Origin of the sequence: Microbacterium sp. zg-B185, from assembly GCF_030246885.1 — a bacterium.
In the GTDB taxonomy this organism is placed as follows: Bacteria; Actinomycetota; Actinomycetes; order Actinomycetales; family Microbacteriaceae; genus Microbacterium.
In genome coordinates this window covers 2846849-2860152 of the sequence record NZ_CP126739.1, presented here as the reverse complement: position 1 = coordinate 2860152, position 13304 = coordinate 2846849, and the positions used below count along the sequence as shown (strand labels likewise).

The following is a 13304-nucleotide window of genomic DNA, read 5'->3' as shown; positions in this document are numbered from 1 at the left end:
CCGCCAGCAGCCGCGACGCCGTCGGAGGCCCCCGCACCGGTCGCCGACTACCCTGGAATGGTGATCCTCGCCATCGACACCTCGGTCGGCACCGCTGTGGCGGTGGCCGAAGACGACGGGGTGGTGCTCGCCGAGTCCGCGAGCGAGAACCCCCTCGGTCACGCCGAGGTGATCGGCGGGATGCTGCACTCGACGCTGGCCGCGGCATCCGTCGCACCCGAGTCCTCCGCCGAAGCCCTCACACACGTCGCCGCGGGAATGGGCCCGGGGCCGTTCACCGGCCTGCGGGTCGGGATCGCGGCAGCACGCGCGTTCGCGCTGGGCCGCGGCATCCCGGTGGTGCCGGTGGTCAGCCACGACGCCGTCGCGCTGGAGGTCTACCTGTCCGGCGCGCTGAGCGGCACCGAGATCGCCCGATTCGCCGTCGTGACCGATGCGCGCCGCCGCGAGTTCGCGTTCACCGTGTACGACGGGATAGACCCGGACGGACTCCCGGTGCGCGCCGCCGAGCCGGCCCTGATCCCGCGAGAGGAGCTCGACGCGCGGCTGGCCGAGCTGGGCGCGCAGCGGCGTGACGCCGCCGCGGTCTCCGCCGCGATGCTCGCGATCGTCGCCGGCCGGGCCGTGGCAGCGGGTCGCGTCTCGGACCGCACCGAGCCGCTGTACCTGCGCTCGCCCGACGTGACGATGCCGCACGGACCCAAGCGGGTGACGGCATGACTCGGCGCGCCGCGACGGCGGACGACCTCGGGGCGATCATGGCTCTCGAGCGCGCATCGTTCCCGACCGACGCGTGGTCGGAGGCGATGATGCGCGAGGAACTCGCCTCGCCGCACGGCTGGTACGTCGTGGTGGAGGAGGCGGGCCGCATCATCGGATACGGCGGACTGCGCGCCGTGCGCGGCGGCACGGATGCGGACATCCAGACGATCGCGCTGGCCGAAGGATTCCGCGGTCAGGGGCGCGGGCGGGCGCTGCTGACCGCCCTGCTGGACGAGGCGGTGCGTCGCGGCGTGCGGGACGTGTTCCTGGAGGTCCGCGCGGACAACCCCGTCGCACAGTCGCTGTACGCCTCGGAGGGCTTCGCCGAGGTGGGGCGCCGGCCGCGGTACTACCAGCCCGACGATGTGGACGCCATCGTGATGCGGCTGGATCTGCGCGGCTGGAGTGCCCGGCCGACCCGATCCGGCGCCGGTGCGCCGGACGCGCGGCGCATAACTCCTGCAAAAACGTCCGAGACCGATCCGACACCCGCGGAATCCCGCGCGTCCGCCGCCGGCACCGCCGCGGATGTGAGGAGTTATGCGCCGGGATCCCCGGAGACCGACGCGGGAGCGTGCACATGAACCGCGCCGAGCCCCTGGTTCTGGGCATCGAGACCAGCTGCGACGAGACCGGGATCGGAATCGTCCGCGGCCGCACCCTGCTGAGCAACACGATCGCCTCCAGCATGGACGAGCACGCGCGCTACGGCGGCGTCGTGCCCGAAGTCGCGGCGCGTGCGCACCTCGAGGCGCTCACGCCCTCGATCGAGGCGGCGCTCGCCGAAGCCGGGGTGTCGCTCGCGGACCTCGACGCGATCGCCGTGACCTCCGGCCCGGGGCTGGCCGGCGCCCTCATGGTCGGCATCGGCGCCGCGAAGGCGCTCGCCGTCTCGCTCGGCACACCGCTGTACGCCGTCAACCACCTGGTCGGGCACATCGCCGCCGACATCCTCGACGCCGAAGCCCCGCCACTGGAATACCCCACGGTCGCGCTTCTGGTCAGCGGCGGACACACCTCGCTCCTGCTCGTGCGCGACCTCACCTCGGACGTCGAGCTGCTCGGCGAGACGCTGGACGATGCCGCCGGCGAGGCCTTCGACAAGGTCGCGCGCCTGCTCGGGCTGCCCTACCCCGGCGGCCCCGAGATCGATCGGGCTGCGGCATCGGGCGACCCGCGCGCCATCGCGTTCCCCCGTGGACTGTCGCGGGCGAGCGATGTGGCCAAGCACCGCTACGACTTCTCCTTCTCGGGGCTGAAGACCGCCGTCGCCCGCTGGACCGAGCAGCGCGCCCTTCGGCAGGCTCAGGAACCCGAAGCCGATTGGTCGGTCCCGATCGCGGACGTCGCGGCATCCTTTCGTGAGGCCGTCGTGGACGTGCTGGTCACCAAGGCGCTCGCCGCCTGCGCCGACCACGGCGTTCCGCGCCTGCTCCTCGGCGGCGGCGTGATCGCCAACCGCCGCCTGCGCGAGGTCGCCATCGAGCGAGCGGATGCCGCGGGCGTCGCCCTGCGCATCCCACCCCTGTCGCTGTGCACGGACAACGGTGCGATGATCGCGGCCCTGGCATCGGAGCTGATCATGGCCGGCAACGAGCCCTCCGCCTGGGGATTCGGCGCGGACTCCACCCTGCCGGTCACCGAGATCCAGGTCGCGGAGGAGGCGGCGTGAGCGACGCAGGGGACGAGAAGGCTTCGGATGCCGCGCCCGCGCGCGCGGAGGACTCCGGCGCGGGCGCTGCCGATGCCGAACAGAGCATCGCGCACGGACCGCCGGCGGTGCCGTCGCTGCGGCGCGCAGGACGCGAGCAGACGGCGCGTGCGCAGGACGGTTCCCCCGCTTCCCCCGCCCCTGGCACACCGGCTGCGCCGGTCACGCAGGCTGCACCGGTCACGCAGGCTGCACCGGTGACGCCGGCTGCACCGGTCACGCAGGCTGCACCGGTGACGCCGGCTGCACCGGTGACGCCGGCCGCACCTGGCATGCCGGCTCCGCCGGTGGCACCCGGCGCCGCACGGCCAGGCCCGGACGCGACCTCGCCCGCGATCCTCCGTCCGGCAGCGCCCCCCGCACCCCAGCCCGCGGCACCTCGGGCGGCCGTCGAGCCCCCGTCACCCGACGTCGCGCCTGTGCAGGCGGAGTCGGCGCTGCCTGGAATGCACCGCGGCGGGTTCGAGCGGTGGCCTACCGCGCCGGTCGGTGTCACGCCGATCGTGACCGCCCCGGACCTGGACGCTCCGGTGCTGTGGGCCGAGGCCGAGCCGGCCGTCCCCTCCCGCGGGATGGCCGGGTGGGCGCTGGGGATTGCGATCGTGGCATTCGTCGTGTCGATGTTCGTGGGCTGGGGCATCCCGCTCGGCGTGGCGGCGATCGTGACGGCGATCATCGCCCTGCGGCGACCGATCGAGAGCCGGGCAGTCGGGGTGTGGGCGCTCGTGCTCGGTCTGGTCTCGCTGCTCTACAGCGCGGGCTGGCTGCTTTTCGCCGCGACGCGCATGGGCATGTTCGGCTGACGGCGATCCGCCCTGGCTAGTCGAGCACCCGGTCTGCGAGGATCGCGATCCGCTTGGACCCGACACGGGTGAGGATCAGGGTCGCCGACTCGTCCCCGCGGAGCTTCAGCTGCTTGCGGTAAGCCGCCGGATCGATGTCCACGCCCCGCTTCTTGATCTCGAGCCGGCCGATGCCGCGATCGCGCAGCGCGCGCGAGAGCGCCCGCACCTCGGTCGGCAGCACCTCGCGCACCCGGAAGCTGGCGACGAACGGACTGGTCAGCGCCGCATCCGAGGTCAGGTACGCGATCTGATCCGACAGCATCCCCGCGTCCAGTGCCCGCGCGACGTCGCCGATCAGACGTGCGCGGATCACCGAGCCGTCCGGCTCGTGCACGAACGCGCCGAGGGGCCGGACGGGTTCGTCCGCGGCATCCGTGGCGGAGGTCAACTCCCAGGCGTCGTCGCCGCGCAGCACGAGCGCAGCTCGGCGCACGCCCTCGCGCGCCAGGCGCCCGGACCACAGGACCAGCTCGACCGTCGATCCGTCCGCGCTGACCCACTGCGCCTCGACGTTGTCGGGGATCATCCCGCGGTCCAGCCCGGGCCCCAGTTTGATCCCGGTGGGGATGCGCTGCGCCAGCTCGAACGCCCAGTCCAGCGGGGGGGAGTAATCCTCGGGGCGCACGCGCGCGGTCTCGGAGTGTCCCGAGGTGCGGCGGGCCGGATCCAGCCACACCCCGACGGGGTTCTCGGATGCCGCGACGGTCGGCGCGAGCGACTCGGCTGTGCCGTGGCGGACCGTGACGGCATCCCCGAACGGAGCGAGGTTGTACGCGGCGATCGCGGCGGTCACCTCGTCGGCTTCGACCGCGTCCACGCGCAGTCCGAGCGCGGCGAACCCGAGGGCGTCGCCGCCGATCCCGCAGCCCAGATCGGCCACGGTGGTGATCCCGGCGGCGCGGAACCGGCCCGCGTGGCCGGCCGCGACCGCGAGACGCGTGGCCTGCTCCAGGCCCGCCCGGGTGAACAGCATCCGATCGGCGAAGTCGCCGAACTTGGCGCGAGCCCGCACGCGCAGCCGTGCCTGGCCGACGACCGCGGAGACCAGTTCGGGGGAGTGTCCCGCCTTGCGCAGCCGCGTCACGGTGCGGGCCACGTCTTCGGTCGAATCGACGGCGTCGGTGGAATCCAGCAGCCGCAGCCCTTCGGGGGTGAGCAGGGCGGTCAACTCGGTCAGGTCCACCCATCCAGCCTACGGTCGCGCGCACTCGCGACCCGGCGTCCGGTCCCCACGCGGCCGGGGGTGCGGATCCCGGTACCCCTACTCGAGCACCCACCCCCCGGCCGAATCCCCCAGGGGGGTGGGTAGCAGGCGCGGGGGGCATCCCCGATGTGGGGGGCAGCCGGAGAGCCCAAACTCTAACTAATACGCCGCCGGGCAATCTTTCGAACAAAGGAAAAAATCATGGCTGCTGACGACAACGTCAACGTTCTGGGTATCCAGACCAACGTCGACGACTCGCTCGAGGTCAACGACAACGTCGTGGACTCGAACAACACCGACGACAACTCGAACAACTCGACGAACTCGGCCACGCTGCTCTCGAACAACCAGGACAACGACAACCTGCTGTCGGGCAACACGGACAACTCGGACAACTCCGACAACTCGGACAACTCCGACAACTCGGACAACTCCGACAACTCCACGACGGACAACTCGGACAACTCCGACAACTCGGACAACTCCGACAACTCGGACAACTCCGACAACTCGGACAACTCCGACAACTCGGACAACTCCACCGACAACTCGGTGAACGGCATCGCCAACAACTCCGACAACTCGGAGAGCTACACCAACTCGTTCAACACCCAGATCCTCAACGACAACTCGGTCTCGGCTGGCATCCGCCAGTACAACACCGGCTTCGGTGACTTCAACCTGGGTGGCCTGGGCGGCGCGGCCGGCGGTGGCGACTTCGCTCTGGCGCTCGACAACCGCAGCACGATCGTGGACCAGTCGGTCAACCAGAACATCGACACCGGTGGTGGAAGCGTCTTCCAGGGCTTCGAGAACGAGGCACAGACGGCATCGGGCGACCAGGCCGTTGCTGCCGGCGACGACGCCACGGTCGACAACTCGGTGGTCAACGTCGAGATCGGCGACATCTGGGCCGGCAACGAGTGGAACACCACCACGATCAGCGACTCCTTCCAGGACAACTCGGTCAACACCGACGCCTCCACGAACACGCTGATCAACGACTCGTTCAACGACTTCTCGGACAACTACGACGTCGACGTCGCGGTCGAGGACGCGTTCAACGACGAGTGGAGCTCCGACGTGGACGTCGACACCGAGGTCTCGTGGGAGAACAGCGGCAACTTCTTCAGCCCCGGCGGCGCCAACGACGGCAGCGGCGTCATCGATCTCTAAACCGAATCGGGACGAAGTAACCGACACACACTGACTTGCCCGGCCACCCTCTCGGGGGTGGCCGGGCAAGCGGCGTTTTCACCGCATGACTCACATATCGAGCAATTCCCCTCGACCGGACTGAATACCGCTCGATGGCGTAGCGTTGTACGGTACGGGGGACGACCAACGGGGGCTGGTTTTGGCAGAGAGCAAAGAAGTTCAGCGCGCGGCCGATAAGGGGAATGTGGCAGCGCCGCCGCAGAAGAACTCGGCTGGTCAGAAGGGCGCGCCCGTGCAGCAGAACGCCGCCCCCGTGGCGCAGCCGGCGCAGACCACCAAGGCCGAAGCACTGGTCCGGGTCATCGGAAACGTCGGTCGGCTGGCCGCGTCCTCAGGACGGGAGGACCTCGCCGCCCGGCTGGAGCAGACGCAGGAGCGGCTGCGCGACCCGAATGTGCGCGTCATCGTCGTCGGCGAGTTCAAGAAGGGCAAGAGCAAGCTCATCAACGCGCTCGTCAACGCACCCGCGTGCCCGGTCGATGACGATGTGGCCACGAGCGTGCCGACGTCGGTCGGATACGCCGAGACGGCCTCTGCGGCGATCCTGATCCATCACGAGTCCGACGGTCCCGGCGTCATCCAGCGCCAGGAGATCGCGCTCGAGGATCTGGGTGATCTCGTCTCGGAGAAGGGCAACCCGGGCAACGAGCGCCAGATCGTGTCGGCCGAAGTGCTGCTGCCCCGCGAGATCCTCAAAGGCGGTCTGCGGATCGTCGACTCACCCGGCGTCGGGGGACTGGACTCGTCGAACTCGCTGACCACTCTGGCCGCCCTCTCGTCGGCGCACGCCGTGCTGCTCGTCTCGGATGCCTCGCAGGAGTACACCGAGCCCGAGATCCAGTTCCTCAAGCACGCGATGCGCGTGTCCCCGAACGTCGCGGCCGTGCTGGCCAAGACCGACCTCTACCCGGACTGGCGGCAGATCGAGCGCCTCGACCGCTCGCACCTGGGCGAGGTCGGCGAGGTGCCGATGTTCACGGTCTCCAGCGACCTTCGGATGATGGCGGCGGAGCTGCAGGATCGCGAACTCAACGACGAGTCCGGGTTCCCGGCGCTCGTCGCGCACCTGCGCCGGGAGGTGCTGGAGCGCGCCGAGGTCATCCACGAGCGTGCCGCCGTGCACGACCTGGCCTCGGTCGTCGATCAGCTGACGATGTCGCTGCGCTCCGAACTGAACGCGCTGGAGCATCCCGAGGACACCCCCCGGATGATCGCGCAGCTGGAGGATGCGAAGGCGCGGGCCGACGAGTTCCGCGGCCGCTCCTCCCGGTGGCAGGTCACCCTGAGCGACGGCGTGGCCGACCTCATCTCCGATATGGAGCACGACCTGCGTGACCGTCTGCGCAAGGTGCAGCGCGAGGCGGAGAAATCCATCGACGAGGGCGATCCTGGCCCGATCTGGGACCAGATCACCGAGTGGCTCGACCAGCGCGTCGCGGCCGCCATCTCGGAGACGTTCGTGTGGACCGACGAGCGCTCGCGGTGGCTGTCCGAAGAGGTCGCCGAGCTGTTCGCGGAGGGCGGCAACGAGCTGCCCCTCATCGAGGTCGGCAACACCGAGGGTGTCCTGGACCCGGTCGAAGGCATCGCGAAGCTGAACGCCGGCCAGATGGGCGCGGGCGAGAAGATCTACATCGGTGTCCGCGGCTCGTACGGTGGTGTGCTGATGGTGGGCCTGGCCACCGGACTGATCGGCCTGAGCCTGATCAACCCGCTCTCGCTGCTCGCCGGCATCCTGGTGGGGCGTCGCGCGTACCGCGAGGACATGGGCTCGCGGCTCTCGCGCCGGCAGTTCGAGGCGAAGAACCTGGTCCGTCGGTACATCGACGAGGTCACCTTCCAGGTCAGCAAGCAGCTGAAGGACCGGCTCCGCCTGGTGCAGCGTTCCGCGCGCGACCACTTCGGCGGCATCGCGGACGAGTTCCACCGCTCGCTGTCGGAGTCGGTGCTCGCCGCCAAGCAGGCTGCCGGCACGTTCGCCGCGGACACGGACCAGCGGATGACGCAGCTGCGGACTCAGATCAAGCAGCTCGAGACGCTGCGCTCCGAGATCCCCGTGCTGCCGCCGGTGCGCAGGGAGGCAATCAGCCGGTGAGCAGAACGGTGCGCGACGACGCGAGCGATCTCATCGCGTCCGCTTTCGCTGTCTACCAGGACGATCCCGCGGCGACCAAGGTCCTGCAGGACCTGGACCGACGCCTGCGGGAGCCGTTGCGGCTGGCCCTGGCCGGCATGGTCAAGGCCGGCAAGTCGACCCTGCTGAACGCGATGCTGGGCGAGCAGATCGCGCCGACTGACGCCGGCGAGTGCACCCGGGTCGTCACCTGGTACCGGTACTCCGCGACGCCGTACGTGACCCTGCATCCTCGCGAAGGTGAGCCGCGCCGCATGCCGGTCAAGCGCGAGCGCGGCAAGCTGGTGCTGACGCTGGACGGCATCCCTCCCGAGGACGTCAAGTTCATCGACGTGGGCTGGCCCTCCTCGGGGCTGCAGTCGGTGATCCTCATCGATACGCCCGGCATCGCCTCGCTCTCGCAGGAGACCTCGGCGCGCTCCACCACCTTTCTGACACCCGACGAGTCTCCCTCGTCGGCGGACGCGATCGTGTACCTGCTCCGCCACCTGCACGCGTCGGACGTCAAGTTCCTGGAGGCCTTTCGCGACACCGCCGCGGGCGTCTCGCAGACGGTCAACGCGGTGGGCGTGCTGTCACGGGCGGACGAGGTCGGTTCGGGTCGCATCGACTCGCTCCTGTCGGCGAGCCGCGTCGCCCGGCGGTACGAGCGAGACGGCGACCTGGGCTCGCTGGCGCTGGGCGTGACGCCGGTGGCGGGGCTGCTCGCGGAGGGCGCGCGCACCCTGCGTGAGAAGGAGTTCGCAGCGTTCCGCGAGCTCGCGCGGCTGGACAAGGCCTCCCGCGATCGCCTGCTCGTCTCCGCCGATCGCTTCGTGCGCCCCACCGACGTGACCACCGTCAGCCAGGACGCGCGCCGTGACCTGCTCGGACGCTTCGGGATCTTCGGCGTCCGACTGGCGACGACCCTGGTCCGCGGCGGCGCGTCGGATTCGTCGCAGCTGGCCGAACGGCTGATCCAGCAGAGCGGGCTGAACGAACTGAACCAGGTCGTGCGCAACCAGTTCCGCACCCGGGCGGACGCACTCAAGGTGCGGGGCGTCCTGGACGGGCTGGACAAGCTCGTCCACGACCACCCGCGCGCGGAGACCGGGGACTTGGTGGCCGGCATCGAGCGCATCTACGCCACCGCGCACACCCTGCGTGAGCTCTCGCTGCTGGCGAGGATGCGCGCTTCCGGCCTGCCGCTCTCGAAGGAGAACACGGTACTGGCGGAGCGGCTCGTCGGAGGCAAGGGGACGCCGATCACCTCGCGGCTCGCCGCTGAGGAGGGTGCCGGCCCGAGTGCGCTGCGTCAGCTGATCGATGACCAGCTGATCCACTGGCGCACCCTGGCGCAGTCTCCGCTCACCGAGCGCGCCACCACCGAGGTGTGCCGCGTCGTGATCCGCAGCCTGGAGGAGATGGCCTCAGAGCTCGGGACTGCCGGCTTCTCCGAGGGGACCGCGGCGGACGTCGACGCCACGGGCGGACCAGGCGAGGGCGGGGGGCATCGTGCTGATGAGGAGTCCGAGCAGCGCCAGACCGAGCTGGATGACCAGGAGCTGACGGAGGAACTCGCCGTCGCTCCCGCCGGCGACAAGCTCCAGCGATAGCAGCACGACGATCGCCTGCAGCAGCACGGTTCCCATCTGCCACCACCGCACGTTGGGCCGTCGCCCCATGAACGAGACCATCAGCGTGATCTGGATGAGCAGGATCGCCAGCATGGTGCCGAAGATCGACCAGAAGATGATGTCGGCGGCGGTCGTGTAGATCTCGTCGCTGCGACCCTCGGTCACGCTGCGCACCACGTCACCGATCAGCGGCAGCTGCTTCTCGCGGATGATGAAGAAGTAGACGACCGCGAATCCGCCGACGGCGAAGCTCAGGATCCAGAACAGCTGAGCGAAGCGCACGGATGCCGGCGGGGTGACTTTCGCGACCACGGGCGGAGCGTTCGGGCTGGACAACGGCGGTCGTGCGGGTGCTTCGCGACGCGGCGATTCCGGGCGTCCCTGCGGAGCCGGCCCACGCGAATCCGCGCGCCCCTGGACAGCGGGGACGCGCGGATTCGGAAGTGATTTCTGCTCGTCAGACACGGGCTGAGCTTACAGCGTCTCCTCAGTGGCGAACTCGACGTCCACGTCGGTGTCCACTGCTGTCTCGGTGTAATCGTTGAACGAGTCCTCGACGTCGACGCTCACGTCCGTGTTCGTCGAGTCGTCGTTGAAGGACTCGTCCGCATCCATGTCGACCGAGTCGTCGGTCTCGGTCGAGTCGTCGTTGAACGAACCGTCGATGTCGACGTCGGTGGTCTCGTTGCCGATCGACACGTCGCCGACCGCCACGTCGGTGTCGGAGTTGTCCACCAGCGCGTCGTCGCCGGCGGCGACGGCCTGGTCGCCCGATGCGACGATGGCTTCGTTGTCGAAGATCTGCGTGACGTCGCCGCCCTCGGTCCAGATGTTCTGGTTGACCGACTGGTCCACGATGGTGGCCCGGTTGTCGATCGTCACGAAGTTGTTCGTGATGGTCTTGATCTCGTTGACGACATCGCTCGGGTACGGCTTCGGCGGGGCGGGCGTCGGGCGGGGGTCGACCTCGGGGCGGTCGATGACCACGGGGGCAACGGCCCGCACGTCGTCCGCGCACACGTCGCTCAGGCCGTTGCTCGCCAGCATCCCCGTGGGGTTCGCGTCGAATTCTTCCACCGCCGACGGGTCACGAAGCAGGCTCAGAATGAATTCGATCAACGCGTCTGCGATGGTCGCAACTGGTGTACTCATGACTCGACTCCTATATGTCCGATAAAGCTATTCATATTGTTCTGGAAATTACCTTTCGCGGCATCGGGGGTTCCCCCGATGCGATGGGGGTTCAGTACGGGGTTCATGGGTTCAGCCCAGTGGTGCGCTCCCCGGTTCCCTCACCTTGATCGACGACCACGCGCAGTTTCGCGATGAGATCAGACCGGGACGTCGCCCCGAGGCGGCGTCGGATGTGGGCGATGTGGTGTTCGGCCGTGCGCGGCGAGATGAAGATCGTCTCCCCGATCTCGGCGTACGTCTTGCCCTGCAGCACGAGCCGCGCGACGTCGCGCTCGCGCTCGCTCAGCGTGAATCCCGAGGGGCCGGCCGGTGTCCCCGGCGTGGATTCCTCGTCCGCGCGCGGGGCCTTGCGCGTGACCTCCTGAGGGTGCAGTTCGCGTGCGCACGAGAGCAGCCGCGCAGAGATCCGCCGGTCGGTGGTGCGGTTCGCGCCGTGTCCGGCCAGCCGCGCGCCGTCCCAGCCCAGCCCCGCCGAGGCCAGGCCGTGAGCGGCGGCCTCGACGGCATCGGCATCCACGGATCCCGCCAAGGTCGCCGTCCACACGCGGCCGGCCTGCGCCATCACGGCAGCGACCGGACTGTGGGCGGTCGCCGACACGAGGGCGCGCGCGTGCGGTTCGAGCGCGTCGGGCAGATTGAGCAGGATGCCGTGCTGGATCCCCGCCCAGTGCAGATGTGTGGACCACACCGGGGGAGAGCCCAGCTGTTCGACGATGCCGAGCCCGCGCACGAAATGCGGCCGCAGCCGCTCCGGGTCATCCACGCGGGCAGCGGCGGTGACCAGCTCGGCCAGGGGCAGCAGCGAGTACAGATCGACCTCGGTGTGCAGGATGCTGTCGCGGGCCGCGCTCCAGGCGGCCTCCAGCGCTGCGGAGTCCTCGTAGCGCCGGGCGATCGCGACGCGGATCGCCTGGGCCAGCAGCGTGTCGCGGGTCGAACGCGTCGAGGACGTCTCCAGGGCATGCGTCAGCGCATCCCGCGCCTCAGCCGGCCGGGCCTTCTGGACGGCGATCCAGGAGCGCCACAGCAGCAGACGCACCCGTGCCCATTCGCCGCCCTGATCGCCCTGGATCGCGTTCTCGATGACGTCGTGCGCGACGTCCAGGTCGCCGACGTTCATCGCCACGATCGCGGCGATGACGGCGGGCAGTTCGGGGATCGGAGCGGACGTGGCCGCCGAGGTGTACATCTCGGACGCGCGCACCAGATCGGCGATCGCGGACTCCGTGCCGTCGTTGGTCATCGACGTGCGCAGGCCGCGATCCAGCAGCTCCAGCGCGACGCGGAGGGTGGAGGGCAGCCCGGAGGCCTGTGCGGATTCGGCAGCCTCCGGCATCCGCCCCGCGCCGAAGGCGGCGATCGTTGCGCGCGCCCTGGACTCGCCGCTCTGCGGGGGCAGCGAACGGTAGACGGTGTCGCTCATGCGCATCATTCCGCGCATGGACCAGATGGCCGCGGAGGTGTCGGCGACGCGGTCGCTGTCCGGGATGGTCCCGGTCGTGGGCACGCCGTCCAGGAGCGAGGCGGCCAGGTCGGGGTTGCCGGACGCCCACGCGGCCTGCGCCTGCCGGCCGATGAGCCCGGTCGGATTCAGGCCGCAGTCCAGTGCACCCGCATACAGCTCGAACGCGCGGCGCGGGTCGCCGTCCAGCGCCCGATCGGCATGCTCCACCAGGGCCGCGCCGATGGCCGGATCCTGGATGCCGCCGACCCAGCTGCGGTAGCTCGAATCTCCCGCCGCCGCGGACAGGGCAAGGCCGTCGGCGACGTTCGCGCTCAGGTCGATCAGCCGAGTGACCGGAATGATGGAGCGCACGGCCGCCCGCACCAGCGGCACCGGCTGGCCGTTGCGCATCAGCAGACCCTCGGCATACCCCTGTGCGATGATGTCGTCCCGCTCGGCCAGCAGACGGTCGTGACCGGCCGGCGAGACGCACAGCGCTTCGATCTCGAGCCGCAGCTCGACCGGGATCGTGTCCAGCCGGTAGGCGATCCGATCCTCCACGGCCCGTTTGACCGCACGGTGGCCGCTGTCGTCGGCGCAGTCGCGCGCATCGTGCAGCGCGAGCGCCTCGGAGACGAGCCAGGACACGCCGCCGGTGAACCTCAGGATGTCGTCGACGCAGGAACCCGCGATGACCTGATCCGCGGCGCGGAGATACGTCAGCACATCGGAGCGCGAGACGTGACCCAGCACGATCGCGGGTCGGCTGCGCTCCAGGCTCCGGGAGATGCTGGTCAGGGCGTCCGCCCGCGGCCAAGGACGGCTCGCGACGACCAACGCCGCTTCGGGATCCGCGGAGCGCTCCAGGATGGCGGCGACCTGCGCGGAATCGAGCAGGTGGAGGTCATCGACCAGCAGCACGTGCGCCGAGGGCACGCGGGCCACGTCCACCGCATCGCCGAACAGGACCGGATCGGCGTTCTGGTCGGCCAGGAGTCGGTGCAGTTCGCGCAGCATCGTCGACTTGCCCGATCCGGCGTTGCCCACCACGAACGCCCGCGCGGGGCTGTCGCCCGCCGAGGCGATCGACTCCATCACCGGACGTGCTTGTCGCTCCCAGATGAACAGGGCCTCGGCATCCGACAGCACATTCTCATCAGACTGAACGGTTGACAT

10 protein-coding genes are annotated in these 13304 nt (G+C 69.9%); 7 read left to right on the top strand and 3 right to left on the bottom strand.

All coding sequences use genetic code 11. The annotated features are described in order from the left end of the window. Positions 1 to 60 precede the first annotated feature (60 nt). The 4 genes from tsaB to QNO12_RS13675 are packed head-to-tail and all read left to right on the top strand — an operon-like array spanning position 61 to position 3276. Positions 61 to 720: a tRNA (adenosine(37)-N6)-threonylcarbamoyltransferase complex dimerization subunit type 1 TsaB gene (gene tsaB / locus QNO12_RS13690; protein ID WP_257501606.1), complete on the top strand. Its 660-nt coding sequence runs from the start codon at positions 61 to 63 to the stop codon at positions 718 to 720. Continuing rightward, positions 717 to 1346, top strand: a complete 630-nt coding sequence (rimI, locus tag QNO12_RS13685; RefSeq protein ID WP_257501607.1) for a ribosomal protein S18-alanine N-acetyltransferase — start codon at positions 717 to 719, stop codon at positions 1344 to 1346. Before tsaB ends, rimI begins: the two co-directional genes overlap by 4 nt. Next, positions 1343 to 2434: a tRNA (adenosine(37)-N6)-threonylcarbamoyltransferase complex transferase subunit TsaD gene (gene tsaD, locus QNO12_RS13680; RefSeq protein WP_257501608.1), complete on the top strand. Its 1092-nt coding sequence runs from the start codon at positions 1343 to 1345 to the stop codon at positions 2432 to 2434. Before rimI ends, tsaD begins: the two co-directional genes overlap by 4 nt. Continuing rightward, positions 2431 to 3276: a hypothetical protein gene (locus QNO12_RS13675; protein WP_257501609.1), complete on the top strand. Its 846-nt coding sequence runs from the start codon at positions 2431 to 2433 to the stop codon at positions 3274 to 3276. Before tsaD ends, QNO12_RS13675 begins: the two co-directional genes overlap by 4 nt. A gap of 16 nt (positions 3277 to 3292) precedes the next feature. On the opposite strand, the gene QNO12_RS13670 is transcribed toward QNO12_RS13675, so the two are convergent. Continuing rightward, the gene (locus QNO12_RS13670; RefSeq protein WP_257501610.1) at positions 3293 to 4501 is read right to left on the bottom strand and encodes a THUMP-like domain-containing protein; all 1209 of its coding nucleotides are present in this window, start codon (positions 4499 to 4501) and stop codon (positions 3293 to 3295) included. Positions 4502 to 4723: 222 nt separating this feature from the next. On the opposite strand from QNO12_RS13670, the gene QNO12_RS13665 reads away from it, so the two are divergent. The 3 genes from QNO12_RS13665 (at position 4724) to QNO12_RS13655 (ending at position 9469) form a co-directional block, all read left to right on the top strand. Further along, positions 4724 to 5698: a hypothetical protein gene (locus tag QNO12_RS13665; RefSeq protein ID WP_257501611.1), complete on the top strand. Its 975-nt coding sequence runs from the start codon at positions 4724 to 4726 to the stop codon at positions 5696 to 5698. Positions 5699 to 5924: 226 nt separating this feature from the next. Next, positions 5925 to 7835 (top strand): dynamin family protein, encoded by a 1911-nt coding sequence (locus QNO12_RS13660; protein WP_308495355.1) that lies wholly within the window; start codon positions 5925 to 5927, stop codon positions 7833 to 7835. Then, positions 7832 to 9469: a dynamin family protein gene (locus tag QNO12_RS13655; RefSeq protein WP_257501612.1), complete on the top strand. Its 1638-nt coding sequence runs from the start codon at positions 7832 to 7834 to the stop codon at positions 9467 to 9469. The genes QNO12_RS13660 and QNO12_RS13655 overlap by 4 nt, the downstream gene beginning before the upstream one ends. Positions 9470 to 9964: 495 nt before the next feature. Here the strand turns inward: QNO12_RS13655 and QNO12_RS13650 are convergent, their stop codons facing one another. Both QNO12_RS13650 and QNO12_RS13645 read right to left on the bottom strand, forming a co-directional pair. Continuing rightward, positions 9965 to 10642: an IniB N-terminal domain-containing protein gene (locus QNO12_RS13650; protein WP_257501613.1), complete on the bottom strand. Its 678-nt coding sequence runs from the start codon at positions 10640 to 10642 to the stop codon at positions 9965 to 9967. Positions 10643 to 10745: 103 nt separating this feature from the next. Then, the gene (locus QNO12_RS13645) at positions 10746 to 13304 is read right to left on the bottom strand and encodes a helix-turn-helix transcriptional regulator (protein WP_257501614.1); all 2559 of its coding nucleotides are present in this window, start codon (positions 13302 to 13304) and stop codon (positions 10746 to 10748) included.